The sequence below is a fragment of the Streptomyces sp. NPDC012510 genome, assembly GCF_042955065.1.
Taxonomy (GTDB): domain Bacteria; phylum Actinomycetota; class Actinomycetes; order Streptomycetales; family Streptomycetaceae; genus Streptomyces.
Genome location: NZ_JBIBEN010000015.1, coordinates 62,485 through 80,506, shown reverse-complemented (window position 1 = coordinate 80,506; position 18,022 = coordinate 62,485). Strand labels below are relative to the sequence as shown.

The 18,022-nt window shown below is 68.7% G+C and carries 19 protein-coding genes and 1 riboswitch; of the genes, 7 read left to right on the top strand and 12 right to left on the bottom strand.

The window, feature by feature from the left end:
• Nucleotides 1–13: 13 nt before the first annotated feature.
• From ACFY9I_RS26550 to ACFY9I_RS26525, 6 genes are all read right to left on the bottom strand, one after another.
• Nucleotides 14–649, bottom strand: a complete 636-nt coding sequence (locus ACFY9I_RS26550; protein ID WP_391005763.1) for a TRIC cation channel family protein — start codon at nt 647–649, stop codon at nt 14–16.
• A 63-nt stretch (nt 650–712) separates the two neighbouring features.
• On the bottom strand, nt 713–1,939 hold the full coding sequence (locus ACFY9I_RS26545) for a dipeptide ABC transporter ATP-binding protein (RefSeq protein WP_391005760.1): 1,227 nt from the start codon (nt 1,937–1,939) through the stop codon (nt 713–715).
• Nucleotides 1,940–1,962: 23 nt separating this feature from the next.
• The gene (locus tag ACFY9I_RS26540; RefSeq protein WP_391005757.1) at nt 1,963–3,060 is read right to left on the bottom strand and encodes an oligopeptide/dipeptide ABC transporter ATP-binding protein; all 1,098 of its coding nucleotides are present in this window, start codon (nt 3,058–3,060) and stop codon (nt 1,963–1,965) included.
• Nucleotides 3,057–4,058: an ABC transporter permease subunit gene (locus ACFY9I_RS26535; RefSeq protein WP_391005754.1), complete on the bottom strand. Its 1,002-nt coding sequence runs from the start codon at nt 4,056–4,058 to the stop codon at nt 3,057–3,059. Before ACFY9I_RS26535 ends, ACFY9I_RS26540 begins: the two co-directional genes overlap by 4 nt.
• Before the next feature lie 131 nt (nt 4,059–4,189).
• Nucleotides 4,190–5,959 (bottom strand): ABC transporter substrate-binding protein, encoded by a 1,770-nt coding sequence (locus ACFY9I_RS26530; RefSeq protein ID WP_391005751.1) that lies wholly within the window; start codon nt 5,957–5,959, stop codon nt 4,190–4,192.
• Between the two features lie 101 nt (nt 5,960–6,060).
• On the bottom strand, nt 6,061–7,062 hold the full coding sequence (locus tag ACFY9I_RS26525) for an ABC transporter permease subunit (protein ID WP_391005748.1): 1,002 nt from the start codon (nt 7,060–7,062) through the stop codon (nt 6,061–6,063).
• 549 nt (nt 7,063–7,611) lie between these two features.
• On the opposite strand from ACFY9I_RS26525, the gene ACFY9I_RS26520 reads away from it, so the two are divergent.
• Complete coding sequence (locus ACFY9I_RS26520; protein WP_391005746.1) at nt 7,612–8,187, top strand: hypothetical protein; 576 nt, start codon at nt 7,612–7,614, stop codon at nt 8,185–8,187.
• A gap of 198 nt (nt 8,188–8,385) precedes the next feature.
• Here ACFY9I_RS26520 and ACFY9I_RS26515 read toward each other — a convergent pair whose 3' ends face one another.
• From ACFY9I_RS26515 to ACFY9I_RS26505, 3 genes are all read right to left on the bottom strand, one after another.
• Entirely contained in the window at nt 8,386–9,138 is a 753-nt protein-coding gene (locus tag ACFY9I_RS26515) for an enhanced serine sensitivity protein SseB C-terminal domain-containing protein (RefSeq protein WP_391006099.1), read from the bottom strand.
• 224 nt (nt 9,139–9,362) lie between these two features.
• On the bottom strand, nt 9,363–10,139 hold the full coding sequence (locus tag ACFY9I_RS26510) for an enhanced serine sensitivity protein SseB C-terminal domain-containing protein (protein ID WP_391005744.1): 777 nt from the start codon (nt 10,137–10,139) through the stop codon (nt 9,363–9,365).
• 69 nt (nt 10,140–10,208) lie between these two features.
• Entirely contained in the window at nt 10,209–10,877 is a 669-nt protein-coding gene (locus ACFY9I_RS26505) for an AAA family ATPase (protein WP_391005741.1), read from the bottom strand.
• A gap of 233 nt (nt 10,878–11,110) precedes the next feature.
• A riboswitch (glycine riboswitch) is annotated at nt 11,111–11,209 on the top strand.
• Between the two features lie 166 nt (nt 11,210–11,375).
• Here ACFY9I_RS26505 and gcvT point away from each other — a divergent pair.
• The 5 genes from gcvT (at nt 11,376) to ACFY9I_RS26480 (ending at nt 16,147) form a co-directional block, all read left to right on the top strand.
• Nucleotides 11,376–12,503, top strand: a complete 1,128-nt coding sequence (gene gcvT / locus ACFY9I_RS26500) for a glycine cleavage system aminomethyltransferase GcvT (protein WP_391005738.1) — start codon at nt 11,376–11,378, stop codon at nt 12,501–12,503.
• Between the two features lie 119 nt (nt 12,504–12,622).
• On the top strand, nt 12,623–13,000 hold the full coding sequence (gene gcvH / locus ACFY9I_RS26495; protein ID WP_391005735.1) for a glycine cleavage system protein GcvH: 378 nt from the start codon (nt 12,623–12,625) through the stop codon (nt 12,998–13,000).
• 18 nt (nt 13,001–13,018) lie between these two features.
• Nucleotides 13,019–14,281 (top strand): serine hydroxymethyltransferase, encoded by a 1,263-nt coding sequence (glyA, locus tag ACFY9I_RS26490; RefSeq protein ID WP_391005733.1) that lies wholly within the window; start codon nt 13,019–13,021, stop codon nt 14,279–14,281.
• A gap of 180 nt (nt 14,282–14,461) precedes the next feature.
• Nucleotides 14,462–15,829: an L-serine ammonia-lyase gene (locus ACFY9I_RS26485; protein ID WP_391005731.1), complete on the top strand. Its 1,368-nt coding sequence runs from the start codon at nt 14,462–14,464 to the stop codon at nt 15,827–15,829.
• Nucleotides 15,830–15,928: 99 nt separating this feature from the next.
• A complete protein-coding gene (locus ACFY9I_RS26480) occupies nt 15,929–16,147 on the top strand; it encodes a hypothetical protein (RefSeq protein ID WP_391005729.1) in 219 nt (72 codons plus the stop codon).
• Between the two features lie 76 nt (nt 16,148–16,223).
• Here ACFY9I_RS26480 and ACFY9I_RS26475 read toward each other — a convergent pair whose 3' ends face one another.
• The 3 genes from ACFY9I_RS26475 to ACFY9I_RS26465 form a co-directional block, all read right to left on the bottom strand.
• Nucleotides 16,224–16,598 carry a PIN domain-containing protein gene (locus tag ACFY9I_RS26475; RefSeq protein ID WP_391005727.1) on the bottom strand — a complete coding sequence of 125 codons (375 nt, stop codon included), beginning with the start codon at nt 16,596–16,598 and terminating at the stop codon, nt 16,224–16,226.
• Nucleotides 16,598–16,840, bottom strand: a complete 243-nt coding sequence (locus ACFY9I_RS26470) for a type II toxin-antitoxin system prevent-host-death family antitoxin (RefSeq protein ID WP_391005725.1) — start codon at nt 16,838–16,840, stop codon at nt 16,598–16,600. Before ACFY9I_RS26470 ends, ACFY9I_RS26475 begins: the two co-directional genes overlap by 1 nt.
• Before the next feature lie 347 nt (nt 16,841–17,187).
• Complete coding sequence (locus tag ACFY9I_RS26465) at nt 17,188–17,478, bottom strand: ATP-binding protein (protein WP_391005723.1); 291 nt, start codon at nt 17,476–17,478, stop codon at nt 17,188–17,190.
• Between the two features lie 73 nt (nt 17,479–17,551).
• On the opposite strand from ACFY9I_RS26465, the gene ACFY9I_RS26460 reads away from it, so the two are divergent.
• Nucleotides 17,552–17,755, top strand: coding sequence for a DUF397 domain-containing protein (locus ACFY9I_RS26460; RefSeq protein ID WP_391005721.1), 204 nt, complete (start codon nt 17,552–17,554; stop codon nt 17,753–17,755).
• The last annotated feature ends 267 nt before the right edge of the window (nt 17,756–18,022 follow it).

The window sequence follows — 18,022 nt, the reverse complement described above, 5'->3', positions numbered from 1 at the left end:
TAGCTTTATCGCCTCACCCCTCCTCGACCGCCGCCGAGCGCCGGTTCCATGCCCTCGGGGCCCGCCAGTGGTACCGCATGGCCAGCAGCCGCAGCACGAAGGCCGTGACCGCCGCGAGGGCCGAGGTGAGGGGGGTCAGTGCGTCCTGACTGACGCACAGCACCACCATTGCGGCCCCGACCATCGCGGGCACGGCGTACAGGTCGCGGTCCCAGCGCAGCAGCGAGGGCACCTCGTTGGCGAGGACGTCCCGCAGCACACCGCCGCCGACCGCCGTGGCGAGACCGAGGGTGGCCGACGCGGTCAGCCCGAGGCCGTGCTCGTACGCCTTGGTCGTACCGGCGACACAGAAGAGGCCGAGGCCGGCCGCGTCGAAGACGTTCACGCCGATCTGGATGCGCTCCACGTGCGGGTGGAGGAAGAAGACCAGGAGGGTGGCCAGCAGCGGCGTGAGGAAGTAGCCGAGGTCGGTGAAGGCGGCGGGCGGTACGGCGCCGATGACCAGGTCCCGGAAGAGACCGCCGCCGAGCGCGGTCACCTCGGCGAGGACGGCGATGCCGAAGACGTCGAAGTTCTTGCGGACGGCCAGCAGCGCGCCGGAGATGGCGAAGACGAAGATGCCGATCAAGTCGAGCGGGTAGGGAGACACTCACACATTCTCACCCGGAAACACATGTGCGCCTTGCAATGCAAGGCGCACACGGGGCTTACCTCAGTCATTGCCGGGATCTTCAGGCTCTTCCACCTTCACCGCCTTCTGAACCGCGTCAGGCTCCACAGCCTTGGCGACCGCGGCCGACGTCTCCGCCGACTCGGCCAGCACCGCGTCCGGCACCAGCTCGCCCGCCTCCTTCGCGGCCGTCAGCAGGACGACGTCCTGCGGCTGCTGGTCCTCGAAGTTCTCCGGGTGGTGGCAGGCCACCCGCTGTCCGGGCTTCAACTCGGCGAGGGGTGGCTCGGTGGTCGTGCAGACCTGTGTGGCCTTCCAGCACCGGGTGTGGAAGCGGCAGCCGCTCGGCGGCGCGATCGGCGAGGGGACGTCACCCTTGAGCAGGATGCGCTCGCTCTTGGCACCCCGGCGCTTGGGGTCCGGGATCGGCACGGCCGAGAGCAGCGCCTTGGTGTACGGGTGCATGGGCGCCGTGTACAGGGAGTCCCGGTCGGCCAGCTCCACGATCTTGCCGAGGTACATCACCGCGATGCGGTCGGAGACGTGGCGGACCACCGACAGGTCGTGCGCGATGATCACGTACGTCAGGCCGAGCTCGTCCTGGAGGTCGTCCATCAGGTTGACGACCTGGGCCTGGATGGACACGTCGAGCGCGGAGACCGGCTCGTCCGCGACGACCATCCGGGGCTTGAGGGCGAGGGCGCGGGCGATGCCGATGCGCTGGCGCTGACCGCCGGAGAACTCGTGGGGGTAGCGGTTGTAGTGCTCGGGGTTGAGGCCGACCACTGACAGCAGCCGCTGGACCTCCTTCTTGACGCCCCCCTCGGGCGTCACGTTCTGCAGCCGGAAGGGGGCGCCGATGATCGTGCCGATGGTGTGGCGCGGGTTCAGCGACGAGTATGGATCCTGGAAGATCATCTGGATGTCCCGGCGCAGCGGCCTCATGCCGCCGACCCCGAGGTGGGTGATGTCCCGGCCCTCGAACTCGACGGTGCCGGCGGTCGGTTCGAGCAGGCGCGTGATCAGCCGGCCCATGGTCGACTTGCCGCAGCCCGACTCGCCCACGACGCCCAGGGTCTCACCGGCCCGCACCTCGAAGTCGATGCCGTCGACGGCACGCACGGCGCTGACCTGGCGCTTGAACAGGCCCTTGCGGATGGGGAAGTGCTTCTGGAGCCCGGTCACCTTGAGCAGGATCTCGCCGGGGGCGGCGTCCTTGGCGAGGATCGCGGCGTGGGCCGCCTCCCCGGTCTGTGCGGGAATGGTCACTTCCGCGTCCTCGGGTTTCTCGCTCACAGCTTGGGCGCAATCTCTTCGGTCCAGATTCGCTCCCGCTGCTCCCTGGTCATGTGGCAGGCGGCCCAGTGCCGGCCACCGACCTCGGTCAGCTCGGGGCGGACGGTGCGGGTGACGTCACCCTTGGGTACGTCGGCGTACTGGCAGCGCGGGTTGAAGGCGCAGCCGGACGGGATGTTGATCAGGGAGGGCGGAGAGCCCTTGACCGGGATGAGCCGGTCCTGCTGGTCGCGGTCCAGGCGCGGCATCGAGCCGAGCAGGCCCCAGGTGTAGGGGTGGCGGGGCTCGTAGAACACCTTGTCGCTGGGGCCCCGCTCGACACAGCGGCCGCCGTACATCACCAGCAGGTCGTCCGCGAGTTCGGCGACGACCCCGAGGTCGTGGGTGATGATGATGACCGCGGAGCCGAACTCCTTCTGCAGGTCCCGGATGAGGTCGAGGATCTGCGCCTGGACCGTCACGTCGAGGGCGGTCGTCGGCTCGTCCGCGATGAGCAGTTCGGGGTTGTTGACCAGCGACATCGCGATCATCGCGCGCTGGCGCATACCACCGGAGAACTCGTGCGGGTAGCTGTCGACCCGTTTGTCCGGCTGCGGGATGCCGACCCGGTCGAGCATCTCCACGGCACGACGTCTTGCGGTCTTCTTGTTCACGTCGTGGTGGACGCGGTACGCCTCCACGATCTGCTTGCCGATCGTGTAGTACGGATGCAGCGCCGACAGCGGGTCCTGGAAGATCATCGCCATCTCGCGGCCACGCAGCTTGCGGACGTGGTCGGGGTCGGCGGAGAGCAGTTCGGTGCCGTTCAGCCAGATCTCGCCGGAGATCTGCGCCTTGCGCTTGCCGTACTGGCCCGCGGTGTGCAGGCCCATGATGCCGAGCGAGGTCACCGACTTGCCGGAGCCGGACTCCCCCACGATGCCGAGGGTCTTGCCCTTCTCCAGCTGGAAGCTGAGTCCGTCCACGGACTTGACCAGTCCGTCGTCGGTCGGGAAGTGCACCTTCAGATCGCGTACTTCGAGGAAGGCGGTGGGTGCGGACGAGACGGCCACGGGCTCTCCGACAGCGGCCCCCGTCTTGTTCAGGTCGGTCATCCCAGCCTCACTCGCGGGTCGATGACGGCGTACAGAAGGTCCACGAGCAGGTTGGCCACGGCGATCGCGAGCGCCGCGAACAGGGTCACGCCCAGAATGACCGGCAGGTCCTTGGTGTTGATGGCCTGGACCGCGGCGAGCCCGAGGCCGGGCAGGTTGAACGTCGACTCGGTCAGGACCGCGCCTCCGAGCAGCACACCGATGTCGAGGCCGAAGACCGTCAGGATAGGTGTCATCGCGGAGCGCAGCGCGTGCCGGGTGATGACGACGCGTTCCCCGAGGCCCTTGGCCCTGGCGGTGCGGATGTAGTCCTCACCGAGGATGTCCAGCATGGTGGCGCGGGTGAGCCGGGCGTACATCGCGGCGTTGAGGAGGGCGAGCACGATCCACGGCAGGATCAGGGTCTCGAACCAGACCCCGATCGAGTCGTCCGTGCTCAGGTTGTCCTCGATGTGCACCCATCCCAGGCTGTGCACGAAGATGCCCATCGCGACCATGCCGGTGAAGAAGACCGGCAGCGAGACGCCACCGAGCGCACCGATCATCGCACCGCGGTCCCAGACGGTGCCCCGCTTGAGCGCGGAGACCACTCCGGTGGCGACGCCTCCGGCCAGCCAGAGGACGCAGGCGCCGGCGGCGAGCGCGGCGGTGACGGGCAGGGCGTCCTTGAGGGTGTTCCACACCGGCTCCTCCGTGACGAAGGAGTAGCCGAAGCAGGGGGCCGGGCAGTGTGTGACGTCGGTGCCGTTGGCGTAGTCACGGCCCATCGGGATGCCCTTGACGAAGTCCCAGAACTGCGCGAGCAGCGGGTCGTCGAGGCCCAGCTTGGTGCGGATGCCCTCGACCTGCTCGGCACCTGTCGCCTTGCCGGCGAAGAGGACGGCGATGTCCTGTCCCGCCCACCTGGGCAGCATGTAGAACACGGTGAAGGTCGCGAGCAGTACGACCAGCACCAGAACGACGACGGCGATCAGACGCCGGAAGAGATAAACAAGCACTGTGTGCGGCCCGACGGCGGCCCGGACCTCCTCTTGAGAGGTCCGGGCCGCCGTCCGGGGCCATCACCTGCCCTTCGGACTGGCGGGATGCGACGGCAAGGAGACGGGCAACTACGTTCGCTCGACGATGATCACTTGGTGACGCCGAGGCTGACGTAGTCGTAGCGGCCGTTGTACGCGGCGGACGAGTAGACGTTGGTCAGCCGCGGGCTGCGCCACGAGATGTTCTTCTCGTAGATGAAGGGCATCCAGTCGGCGTTGTCGAGCAGGCGCTTGTTCATCTGCTCGTACAGCGCGGTGGACTTGGCCGGGTCGGTCGAGGCGATCGCGTCGTCGAAGAGCTTGTCGATCTCCGGGTCCTTGATCTGGGACTCGTTGTAGTTGCCGTTCGGGAAGATGAAGCGGCTGTCGAACAGCGGCTGCCCGTAGCCCTGGCCGGTCGGGAAGTCCGGACCCCAGCCCGCCATCGTCATGCCGTAGCCGCGCTCCTTCACGACCTTCGGCGACCCGGTGATGCTGGAGGACTGGGCACCGTCGATCGGGTCGACCTCGATCTTGATGCCGGCCTTGGCGAGCTGCTCCTGCAGCGCCTCGGCCGCGTCGACCTCGGCCGGCTGGTTGGTCCGGGCGGAGAGCTTGGTGGAGAAGCCGTTGGGCTGGCCGCACTCCTTCAGCTCCGCCTTGGCCTTCGCGAGGTCCGGCTTGCCCTTGCGGGCGAGGACGCCGTACGGGTCGTAGTCGGTGTAGCCGGGGATCGCCTTCGGGAAGACCGAGTTGGCTATCTCACCACCGGCCACCGCGCCGCCGCGGGTCTGCTGGATGCCCGCGAAGTCCGTGGCGTAGAAGACCGCCTTGCGGCAGTGCACGTTGTCCAGCGGCTTGGCGGTGTGCACCAGGGCCACGTAACGGACGAAGGACGTCTGGATGTTGTCGATGTCCGCCTTGTGGTCCTGGACGGCGGTGACGCGGCCGGACTGGGTCATGCCCGTGCCGTTGACGTCCAGGTCGTAGTCGCCTTCCATCAGGCGCTTGTCGTTCTCCTCCAGGTTGGCGGAGATCGTCACGGTGATCTTGTCCGGGAGGGCCGGACGGATCGGGTCCGACTCCTTCTTCCAGGCGGTGTTGCGGACGAGCGTGAGCTCCTTGCCCGCCTTGTACGACTGGACCTTGTAAGGGCCGGAGGAGAAGGGCTTGTTGGTGTACTTGGCGCCGGTGTCCTCGCTCTGCTTGACCGGGGCGCCGGTGGGCATCGCCAGGAACTGCTCGAAGTCACCGTTGGGCTTGGGCAGCTTGAAGACGATCGTCTTGTCGTCGGGCGTCTCGATCGCCTTCAGACCGAGCTTGTCCGCGGACTTGTCCTTGTAGGGGCCCGGGTACTCGCCCTTGGGGTCCAGCGTCTGCTTGATGTAGGCCGGGCCGCCGGTGATGACATCGGTGGCCCAGATGCGCTCGATGCCGTACTTGATGTCCTTGGAGGTCAGCGGGGAGCCGTCCTCCCAGGTCAGACCGTCACGCAGCTTGTACGTGTAGGTCTTGCCGTCAGCGGAGACCTCACCGGGGCCGGTGGCGAGGTCGCCGACCAGCTTGTTGGACGCGTCCCCCGGCTTGGTGTCATAGGTGACCAGGGTGCGGGTGAAGAACCGCATGAAGTCCCAGGTCATGCCGTAGTACGTGCGCTGCGGGTCCAGGGAGTCGAAGTCCTGCTTGCCGACGAACTTCAGCGTCCCGCCCTTCTTGGTGGAGGCGTTGACGACCTTGTCGAGCGCGGCGTTGTAACCGGCGCCCTTGCCTTCGCCGTCACCGTCGCCGTCGCCGCCGCCGCAGGCCGTGGTGGTCACCAGCGCCGCGACCACGAGGGCAGCGCCAGCGGCGAGCCGTCGCTTCGAGGAAACTGTGGACATTTCTCGCAACCTCCGAGATTCGCGGTCCCGGACCAGTGCCGGAGAACCATGGAATGAGCCACCTGACACTGCGGCAGGGGCAAGTTGTGCGAACGGGTGGACTAGCGCGTGCCCTTGGGGTCGAGCGCGTCGCGCAGTCCGTCACCGAAGAGATTGAAGGCGAGCACGGCGACGAAGATCGTGACACCGGGGAAGACCATGAACATCGGGTCGTGCTCATAGGTGCCGAGCGCGTCGCGCAGCATGCCGCCCCAGGACGCCGTGGGCGGTCGCACACCCGCGCCGAGGAAGCTGAGCGCCGCCTCGGTGAGGATGTTGGTGGGGATCATCAGCGTCGCGTAGACGAGGATCGGCGCGACCAGGTTGGGCAGCAGCTCCTTGAAGAGGATGTGGCGCCGGCCGCCGCCGAGGCTGCGGGCGGCCTCGACATACTCGCGTTCTCGCAGGCTCAGTGTCTGGCCGCGCACGATGCGGCCCACGTACGGCCAGCCGAAGAAACCGATGACCAGGACGAGTACGGCGATCCGCACACCCGAACCGGTCAGCCCCAGCAGGTCGTCCGGGAGCACCGAGACCAGGGAGATGATGAAGAGCAGCTGCGGGAAGGCGAGGAGTACGTCCATGGTGCGGCTGATGCACGCGTCGACCCAGCCGCCGAAGTACCCCGCCATGATGCCGAACAACGTACCGAGCACCACCGCGACCACGGCGGCCAGGAACGCCACGAGCAGCGAGATCCGGGCGCCGTAGACGATCCGGCTGAAGACGTCGCGTCCCTTGTTCGGCTCGACACCGAAGAGGAAGTCGCTGCTCACCCCGCCCCAGGCGCCCTGCGGCAGGTTGGTGAGCGGGTCCAGCTCCTCCTGGTGGAACTCGTTCGGCGGGTGGCCGAGCACGGAGACGATCAACGGGGCGAAGATGGCCACCAGGGCCAGGACGACCACGGTGACGCCGCCGGCCAGGGCGACCTTGTCCTGCTTCAGACGGTTCCAGGCGATCCGCTTCAGGGACCGGCCCTCGACCTTCCTGCCCACCGGCCCGGCCGGGTCGGTGGGCGCGGTCGGGACCGCTTCCGCGGTCGTGTCATGCAATGGCGCCGTCATCTGGCAGGGACCCCTCTCAACCGGCGGTGACCGGCCCGCACTTGCCGCTGTGGCGGCGTCAACTCCCTCACACGCGGGGCGAAGCCCCTGGTGGGCGAGTCTTCAACGGTTCGTCGAGCGCTGACCAGACTTGGCGGTGAATGGATGCCTAAACGTGATGCTGCCGCCGGGCTCCGCTATGCGGACACCGGTCAACCGCTGGCGAACGGTGCGTGCTTGGCGCGAAAAGAGCACATCCCCCCATACCAGGGCCGAACTTCAGGCCCTCGAGACCTCAGGTGTGACGGGGATCACATGAAGCTCGGGGACCCCATGCGTCGCCCTCTTTTTCCCATTTACCCCGAGGCGACATCACGACAGAGGGAGCAAATCGCCCGGACCGTCAGGCAGTCGCAATTCTCCCGTTGAGCCTTTCTTGAGGTTCTCCGGATACGGCGGAGTACGGTCCGTTGACAGCCCGGAAACCCCTCCATAGGTTTTTTCCAACGAACGGGGCCACCGAGCGAGAAAAAGCAACAGGGGCCCCACGTACGGGGAAACGGGGAAAAAATGAAGAGCACCATGCGCCGTGGCGTCGGTTCGGCATTTGCCGCGACCGCGCTCCTCGCGGGCACGATGATGGCCACCCAGGGCACCGCTTTCGCGGGGACCGCGGGCGCGCAGAACTGTGGGACGGGTTCCTTCTACACCGTGGAGAAGTTCGGCTCGCCCACGTACAAGCCCATCGCGCCCACGGCCGGCCGGTACAACTCCAGCAAGTCCAAGGCGAAGCTCAACTACACGATGACCACGACCACATCCCGTGCGACCACCTGGAGTGCGGGCGCCACCGTGTCCGTGTCGTGGGGAATCGCCAAGGTCGAGGGTCGCACGGACTACTCGGTCACCAAGAAGACCTCCAAGGGAATCAAGGTCACCAACCAGATGGTGGTCAAGGGCAAGCACTACGGCTTCGTCACGCCGAAGGTGAAGTTCCAGCGATTCAACATCCGCAAGGAGCGCTACGGGCCCGGCTGCAAGACGGTGGTCATCAAGAACTACGGATACATGAACGCCATCGTCGCCTACCCCTTCTTCTCCGAATGTCAGACCAAGAAGTCGAGCGGGTGCACGCCGAAGCCGTAAACTCTCGGCGATAAACTTCGGGCGTAAAAGTCCAGTGCGCTGAACAACGGGGGAAAGCGCACGGAAAACATGCCCGTACATCGTTCTCGTGCACGGGGGCACGAGAACGATGCGAGGAGCCCCTGGCTCCGGAAGGCTCTCTGACGAGTCCTTCCGGAGCCAGGGGCTCCGTCGTCGCGTAACGGGGGCGGCGAGGGCTCAGTAGCCGCCCGGGTATCCGTACCCGCCCGCCGCCGGAGCCTGGGCAGGGGCGGCGGCGTGGGCCTCGCGGTCGTAGAACGGGCGGGCGCCCGCGCGGAGCCACATGGCGACCGGGTCGTACTCGTCGGACATGGCGACGGTGGAGACGGGCAGGCCGTCCGGGACCGCGCCGATGGACTGCTGCATCATCGCGCGCACCGAGTCCACCGCCTGCGGTGAGGTGTCGTACACGTCGAGGCCGATCGCCAGGTACGGCGCGCCGAGCGCGGGCTGCACCCAGGCGCGGCGCAGCGAGCGCACGGCCGGCGTGCGGTGGGCGTTCTGCGTCAGCAGGGCGTAGAACTGCGGGATCTCGATGGCCGGCTCGGACAGCCGGAGCGGGCCCGCGGGCTGTCTCTCCAGGCCCGTGGCGATCCGGCGCAGATCGAGCCAGGGGATGCCGACGCCGCCGCCCGGCGCGTGCGGGTTGAGCCAGAGGCCGTAGTGGTCGGGGTAGAGGGTGCGGGCGACGTCGAGGCCGTCGACCACCTCGTAACTGCGGTTCCAGCCACTGGCGGACAGCTCCTGGGCGGAGGTCACGCACGGGGCGTAGTTGAACCCGTCGACCTCCATGTTCCCGTACTGAGCGTCCGGGGAGCCGGCCTGGCCGTGCCAGAGCAGCATCCAGATCTGGCCGGAGGACGGGGTGGCGAGGGCACGCAGCAGCGCCTCGTAGGCGTCGTATCGCCCGGGCGTCACCTGGCGCAGCATGTGCTCGACCTGCCCGGTGGCGATGCCGCTGCCGCTGCCGCTCACGTTGGCCGCCCTTCGGTGTTGGACCCTGGTTATAGGACACAGCTTAGGTGGTGCGCTGGTCGAGCCGGTCAGGGCTCGGGGCTTGCGGTGATCTGCGGACCACCGCTTCTTCGTGGTCGATCGCGCCCACGCGGCGGAGCCGCATATCGACAGTGCCCCGCGCCCCCGCGGGGCGCCGGTCAGTAACCCTGTTGGTAGAAGGGCCGGACCTTCTCGCGGAGCCAGTCGGCCACCGGATCCTGGGTCACGTCGAGGAAGACCATGTTGACGGGCCAGGGGACGGGGGTCCTGGTGAGGGCTCGGCCGAGGGCGGCGAGCGGGAGGGTGCGGTCGGCTTCCCAGGAGGCGAGTTCGACGCCGATGAACATCACGGGAGCGGCGGTCTCGATGGCGGCGAGGCAGCGGCGGGCGGAGAGGACCGCTCCGGTGCCGGCGAACTCGGCCGAGGCGGCGGCCAGAAAGTCGACGGGGTCGTCCTGCCAGTCCGGCTCGAACAGCCGTACTCGGGCGCCGCTCGCCGATCCGTCCAACGGCGTCCGCCCGGCCCGGCACAACTCGGCCACGGCGGGCGGCGGCAGCGGGATGCCGACGACACCGTCCGGGTTCAGCGCGAGGCCGATCTGCGGGGGCAGGCCCCGGGCGAACTCGACCGCCGGGGCGATCGTGTACGACATGTGGTCGCCGACGACCTGGCGGAACTGTTCCTCGGAGCTGAAGACCGGCACGTACGCCTGCCCGTCGACCTCCATCGTGGGCAGATCGAGCTGACCGCTCCGCGGACCGCCCCCTTCGGGCAGCGGCACCCACACGAAGCTGCGGGCCAGCACCTCCACGATCCGGGCCCCCGCCGTGGGCACCCCGAGAGACGCGGACAGCACCTCCTCCAGCTCGTTGCCGGGCCACCCGCCGTGCCCATGGGGGTGCGCCTGTGCCGGAAAGTCCGCCGGGAAGTCCATCTGCTGCCTACCGCTTTGCTCCGTGATGCTGTCGTCCCTGCACCTTAGTGCCACCGCTCGACCACGGCTTCACCCCACGAAGTCGATCCGCTTCAACACCTCCGCCGCGGCCCGGTCGATCAACACCGCCGCCCCGCAGCCCTGCGGAAGCCTCCCTTTCTCCACCGCCCGCAGCAGCCCCGCCATAGCCCCACGGTGCCGGGCGAAGGCGTACCGCGACACCCCCCGTCCCCGCTCCCGCTGCCCGTCCCGGGCCTCATCGGGCGTGACGTCGAGCAACAGCAGACGCAGCGTGCCGCCGCGGCGGCGCGCCTCGCGCGCGAGCCACGCCCGCACCCATGCCTGCGTCCCGCAGTCATGCACGACGACGCCCTGCCCCGAGCGCAGGGCGCGCCGCAGCCCGGCGTAGTGGGCGATGCGCACTGCGGGGCGGTAGACCGCGTACGGCAGGACGCGGGCGAAGCGCGCGTCGAAGCGGTCCCGGGTGTCCTGGGAGTCGATGCGGAGGCCCGGAACGGCGCGCCGCATCAGCGTGGACTTCCCGCTTCCCGGGAGCCCGGTGACCACCACCAGGTCGGCCGGTCCGAACGACAGCTCGCGAGGGCTCCGTCCGGCACGCCCCCTGAGGTCGCGGACGACCGCCCTCGGGAACGGCCCGCACGCCTCACCGGCCGGTGCGACGGGCTGCTTGGGCACCGCGATGCCCGACGTCGTCGCGTACGCCGTGGTCCTGTTCACCGTGATCGTCCTCCCCGAGGGTATGGAGGTCCCATCCCCACCCACTGTAAAGAGAAGGTAATGCCCGATCCCTCCTGGTTCAGTCCTCGTCCTGCCACAAGAGTGCTACGGACCGCTGTGCCGCCCTTGCCTTCGCTCATCCGCACCCCACGCCATCCCACCTGTGAATGGTCCCCCTGCCGAGCCGCGTCGATGCGTGCGATGATGTGCGCGCCAACTGCATACCGGCCGCTTGAATCCGCGCGGGAGAGCTCCCAGCAGTCGTTCGCTGGGGCGCCGAAGGAGCAAGTCCCTCCCTTGAATCTCTCAGGCCCAGATACCGCGCGGGCGAGGCACATCTGAAAAGCGGGCCGTACTCCCTTTCGCGGGGGCGGCTCCACCCACGGTGCAAGTCACGACCACCGGTACGTACGGTCGTGGTGAACCTCTCAGGTTCCGATGACAGATGGGGAGGACTTTCCTCGCCCTTCGCCTGTCTTGCACTGGGAGCAGAATCCGATGAGCAGCAGCCCCACCACTGGACCGCGCCGTACCGCGCTCGATGCCCTGCACCGCTCGCTCGGCGCGACGATGACCGACTTCGCGGGCTGGGACATGCCCCTGCGCTACGGCTCCGAGCGGGACGAGCACACCGCCGTCCGTACGAAGGCCGGTCTCTTCGACCTCTCGCACATGGGCGAGATCACGGTGACCGGACCGCAGGCCGCGGCCCTGTTGAACTACGCCCTCGTGGGCAACATCGGGAGCGTCGGCGTCGGCCGCGCCCGCTACACCATGATCTGCCGCGAGGACGGCGGCATCCTCGACGACCTGATCGTCTACCGGCTGGGGGAGACCGAGTACCTGGTCGTGGCGAACGCCTCCAACGCCCAGGTGGTGCTGGACGCGCTCGTGGAGCGCTCCGCCGGATTCGACGCCGCGGTGCGGGACGACCGGGACGCCTACGCGCTGATCGCCGTCCAGGGTCCGGAGTCCCCCGGGATCCTCAAGTCGCTCACCGACGCCGATCTCGACGGACTGAGGTACTACGCGGGGCTGCCGGGCACGGTCGCCGGGGTTCCCGCGCTGATCGCCCGCACGGGGTACACCGGCGAGGACGGCTTCGAGCTGTTCGTGAAGCCGGAACACGCGGTCGAGCTGTGGCAGGCGCTGACCAAGGCCGGCGAGGGCGTCGGCCTGGTGCCCTGCGGCCTGTCCTGCCGGGACACGCTGCGTCTGGAGGCGGGCATGCCGCTGTACGGGCATGAGCTGTCGACCTCCCTCACCCCGTACGACGCGGGCCTCGGGCGCGTGGTGAAGTTCGACAAGGAGGGTGACTTCGTGGGCCGCGCGGCCCTGCGCGAGGCCGCCGAGAACGCCAACCACGAGCCGCCCCGCGTCCTCGTCGGCCTGATCGCCGAGGGCCGCCGGGTACCGCGCGCCGGATACCCGGTCGTCGCCGACGGCCAGGTGATCGGCGAGGTCACCTCCGGCGCCCCCTCCCCCACGCTGGGCAGGCCGATCGCGATGGCGTACGTCGACACCATGCACGCCGCGCCGGGCACCCCCAGGGTCGGCGTGGACATCCGGGGCAGCCACGAGCCGTACGAGGTCGTGGCGCTGCCGTTCTACAAGCGGCGGAAGTAGACACTGGGCGCGAGGTCGCCCGGCCCGAGCGTCACACCGGGCACTCCGCGCTGGTCAACAGCGGTTCCAGCAGTCCCCCCCTTCCTCACCACTCCCTCGCGTACAGGAGAATTCAGGCCATGAGCAACCCCCAGCAGCTGCGCTACAGCAAGGAGCACGAGTGGCTGTCGGGCGCCGAGGACGGCGTCTCGACGGTCGGCATCACGGAGTTCGCGGCGAACGCGCTCGGCGATGTCGTCTACGCCCAGCTCCCCGAGGTGGGCTCCACGGTGACCGCGGGCGAGACCTGCGGCGAACTGGAGTCCACCAAGTCGGTCAGCGACCTGTACTCGCCGGTCTCCGGTGAGGTCACCGAGATCAACGAGGACGTCGTCAACGACCCGTCGCTGGTGAACACCGCCCCCTTCGAGGGCGGCTGGCTGTTCAAGGTACGTGTCGCGGAGGAGCCGGACGATCTGCTCTCCGCCGACGAGTACGTCGCCCACACCGCCGGCTGAGAACACGAGGTCGTACGCATGTCGCTTCTGAACACGCCCCTGCACGAGCTGGATCCGGACGTCGCCGCCGCCGTCGACGCCGAGCTGGCACGTCAGCAGTCCACCCTGGAGATGATCGCCTCGGAGAACTTCGCTCCGGTCGCGGTCATGGAGGCCCAGGGCTCGGTGCTGACCAACAAGTACGCCGAGGGCTATCCGGGCCGCCGCTACTACGGCGGCTGCGAGCACGTCGACGTGGCCGAGCAGATCGCGATCGACCGGGTCAAGGAGTTGTTCGGCGCCGAGTACGCCAACGTCCAGCCGCACTCGGGCGCTTCCGCCAACCAGGCGGCGCTGTTCGCGCTGGCCCAGCCCGGCGACACCATCCTCGGCCTGGACCTGGCGCACGGCGGCCACCTCACCCACGGGATGCGTCTGAACTTCTCCGGCAAGCAGTTCGACGTGGTGCCCTACCACGTGGACGACGCGGGCCTGGTCGACATGGCCGAGGTCGAGCGGCTGGCCAAGGAGCGCCGCCCGAAGGTGATCATCGCGGGCTGGTCGGCGTACCCGCGTCAGCTCGACTTCGCCGCCTTCCGCCGGATCGCGGACGAGGTCGGGGCGTATCTCTGGGTCGACATGGCGCACTTCGCGGGCCTGGTCGCGGCGGGGCTGCACCCGAACCCGGTCGAGTACGCGGACGTGGTCACCTCCACCACCCACAAGACGCTCGGCGGTCCGCGCGGCGGCATCATCCTGGCGAAGAAGGACTTCGCGAAGAAGCTCAACTCGTCCGTCTTCCCGGGCTTCCAGGGCGGTCCGCTGGAGCATGTCATCGCGGCCAAGGCGGTCTCCTTCAAGGTGGCGGCCTCGGAGGAGTTCAGGGAGCGCCAGCGCCGCACGGTGGAGGGTGCCCGCATCCTGGCGGAGCGGCTCACGGCGCCGGACGCCCGCGAGGCCGGAGTCAACGTGCTGTCCGGCGGCACGGACGTGCACCTGATCCTGGTCGACCTGCGGGAGTCCGAGCTGGACGGGCAGCAGGCCGAGGACCGCCTCCACGAGGTCGGCATCACGGTCAACCGCAACGCCGTCCCCAACGACCCGCGTCCGCCGATGGTCACCTCCGGCCTGCGGATCGGCACGCCCGCCTTGGCCACCCGCGGCTTCACGGCCGAGGACTTCACCGAGGTCGCGGACGTCATCGCCGAGACGCTGAAGCCGTCGTACGACGTGGCGGCCCTGAGGACCCGGGTCAAGGCCCTCGCCGACAAGCACCCGTTGTACCCGGGGCTGGGCAAGTAGGGCCCTCGCCCCTGGGCACTCGGCCGGGGTCGTGACCCGACCCCGGCCCGGGCCCCCACCCGTAGCCGTCACCCCGGATGTACGGGCCTGTGGGTCCCGCACCTCGGGGGCACCGCGCACACTGGACCTGAGCGCGGTGCCCCACCCCCGCACCAACCTCCCCCGTTCTGAGGAGTCACCGTGGCCATCTCGGTCTTCGACCTGTTCTCGATCGGCATCGGCCCGTCCAGCTCCCACACGGTCGGCCCGATGCGTGCCGCCCGGATGTTCGCCCGCCGGCTGCGCAACGAGGAACTGCTCACGGGCGTCGCGTCGGTACGCGCCGAGCTGTACGGCTCCCTGGGCGCCACCGGCCACGGCCACGGCACCCCCAAGGCCGTGCTCCTGGGCCTGGAGGGCGCCTCACCGCGCACGGTGGACGTCGAGTCGGCCGACGACCGGGTGGAGGCGATCAGGCGATCGCGCCGCATCCGTCTCCTCGACGACCACGAGATCCCCTTCGACTTCGACAAGGACCTGGTCCTGCACCGGCGCAAGACGCTGCCCTACCACGCCAACGGCATGACGCTCCGGGCGTACGACGCCTCGGGTGCCGAGACGCTGTCGAAGACGTACTACTCCGTCGGCGGCGGCTTCGTCGTCGACGAGGAGGCGGTCGGCGCGGACCGCATCAAACTCGACGACACCCCCCTCAAGTACCCCTTCAGGACAGGTGACGAGCTGCTCCGACTGACGCGGGAGACGGGTCTGTCGATCTCCGCCCTGATGCTGGAGAACGAACGCGCCTGGCGCACCGAGGACGAGATCCGCTCCGGGCTCCTCGACATCTGGCGCGTCATGCAGGCGTGCGTCTCGCGTGGCATGACGCGTGAGGGCATTCTGCCGGGCGGCCTGCGCGTGCGCCGCCGCGCCGCCGTCTCGGCCCGGCAACTCCGGGCGGAGGGCGAGCCGTTGGCCCGGTCCATGGAGTGGATCACGCTCTACGCGATGGCCGTGAACGAGGAGAACGCGGCGGGCGGCCGGGTGGTGACCGCCCCCACGAACGGCGCGGCCGGCATCATCCCGGCGGTCCTGCACTACTACATCAACTTCGTGCCGGGCGCGGACGAGGACGGGGTGGTCCGCTTCCTGCTGGCCGCCGGCGCCATCGGCATGCTCTTCAAGGAGAACGCCTCCATCTCCGGCGCCGAGGTCGGCTGCCAGGGCGAGGTCGGCTCCGCCTGCTCCATGGCGGCGGGAGCGCTGGCCGAGGTCCTGGGCGGCAGCCCCGAACAGGTCGAGAACGCGGCCGAGATCGGCATGGAGCACAATCTGGGCCTGACCTGCGACCCGGTCGGCGGTCTCGTCCAGATCCCCTGCATCGAACGCAACGGCATGGCGGCGGTCAAGGCCGTCACCGCCGCCCGCATGGCCATGCGGGGTGACGGCTCCCACAAGGTGTCCCTGGACAAGGTCATCAAGACGATGAAGGACACCGGCGCCGACATGAGCGTCAAGTACAAGGAGACGGCCCGGGGCGGGCTGGCGGTGAACATCATCGAGTGCTGATCGGTGGGCCGATGAACTGCTCCTCGTACTGCGAGCTGCTGCGCCACTCCGGCGTCTCCACGCGAGCGCGCCAACCACCCGGCCAGGTTCCGCAAGAACATGCCGGAGGAGGCACTCGTCCCGCCGGGCCTGGACTGGCCGAGCCTCACCAGCCGGTCGGCCGAGGATCTCGTGGACCAGTACGAGCACGTCCTGCGGGAACTGGGCCGCAACGGCGGCACGATGCTCGGCGAGGTGTTCACGAAGGCGCAGAACAAGATCCACGAGCCCGCCGTCCTGGAACACCTCATCAAGGACCTGATCGCCCCCTGCACCTGAACCCGCGAGAACCATCGTTGGCGAAGTCGCCGCAACGCGACCGGTGGCGCCTGACTGTGCGGATGCGGACCGCCCCTCACACGGTCATGACCCGGACGTCGTACTGCGGGATCCACTTGTCCCGCGTTACCAGGGTCATTCCTTCGATCTGAGCCTGGGCGACCAGTATCCGGTCAAAGGGATCCCGGTGCAGCGCCGGAAGCCGGCCCGCCCGTACCCCGTGCCCGGCGGTGATGGGCAGGCCGGTGAACTGGCTGTCGCGCACCCGCTCGGCCAGATCTTCCAAACCTTCCAGTTTCCCGAGAGACTGCTTGATGGCGATCTCCCACGGTGATACCGCGCTCACGTACACGGCGGGTTCGGTGTCGAGGAGATCCTTGATCTCACCGGACAGCTCAGCGGAGTCGTCCAGCCACCACAGGACCACGTGGGTGTCGAGCAGCAGCCGCATCAGCGCATCCCGAATGTGGCGGCGATATCGTCGGGCAGTTCATCGAAATCGTCGGGGATATGGATCTGCCCCCGGAGCGAGCCCCGACCGGTCCGCTTCACCTTGGGACGCAGAGGCACGACCTTGGCCACCGGCTCCCCCGCCTTGCTGATCACGACCTCCTGACCCGTCGCGACCTGCTCCAAGATCCGCGAAAAGTGCGTCTTGGCCTCATGAACGTTGTATTGACGGGCTGCTTCCATGGCTGCCTCACGATGTGACCAGCGAGTGGACCAAGCGCTGGACTGGTGGACTAAGTACTGGACTAAAGGATAGCTCTCCGGGAGGCACAGAGCACTCGTCGCGCTTCCCACCCGCTGATCACAGCAATGCTCAGGCTCTCTCCTGGTTGCCCTTCTTGATCTTGACGATAAGGTCGAGCCCCTCCCGGAGCGCATGGTCGACGTCGGGGTCACTGAAGGCACGGATGCTGCCGGCGTACGTCTTGATGACGTCCGCGACCTGACTAAGGCTGGTGGCCGTGGCCGCATCCAGGGCGCGAGCGAGGTCAGCCTCAAAGCTCTCGGCGTCACCCGGGCATCGGCCACAGTCATGAGGGGCGGCGGCCCTGGGTGCGGGGCTCGGCGTGCCGCGAACCCATATGTCTTCCTCGGGTCAGGGATCCGCTGACGAACACCACGCTCCCGACGGGCCCGGCCACGATGTCCGGCTCCTTCAGCTCGACCCACACCGTCTTCCCGATCCCACCCGCGCGCTCCTCGACTCCCCAGCGGTGAGCCAGCGCCTCCACGAGCAGCAGCCCGCGCCCGCCGGTCTCCTCGTCACCGGGGACCCGAACTTCGGGTTTGCCCACGCCCGCGTCGCTGACCTCCAGCCGCAACAGCCCGCACCACGGCGCTGCCGCCGACGGAATCACTCACGCTGATCCGCCGTACTGCCAAGGAGTACAGAGCATGAGTCAGGACCACGACATACATCCGGCGCTCGTGGGAGCAACGTGGCGGGCGAGCAGCTACAGCGGCGGGCAAGGCAATTGCGTCGAGGTCGCCGACAACCTCCCCGCCCTCGTTCCCGTCCGCGACAGCAAGCGCCCCGGCGGCCCCGTACTCGGCTTCTCCCCGCGCGCCTGGGGTGCCTTCGTCGATCACCTCCGCTGAGAACGGCCCGCCAACGCGCCAAGGTGGACCTCGTCAGCCGTACATCTGCCCGTCACACTTCCGCACCGGGCGGGTGCCACCGCCCCGACGCGAACGCGCTCAGCAGCTCACGGCCGGCAACCGTGAACGGATGGTCGGGCCCCAGGCTGTGTTCCCGCCGGGCCACGACATCCGTCATCAGCTCTGCCCCCGCCTCCACATGGCCGAGCGCGGCCCGGGTTCGGGAGAGGAGTTGCTGGGCCGAGAGCGCGGTCGGGTAGTCGGGGC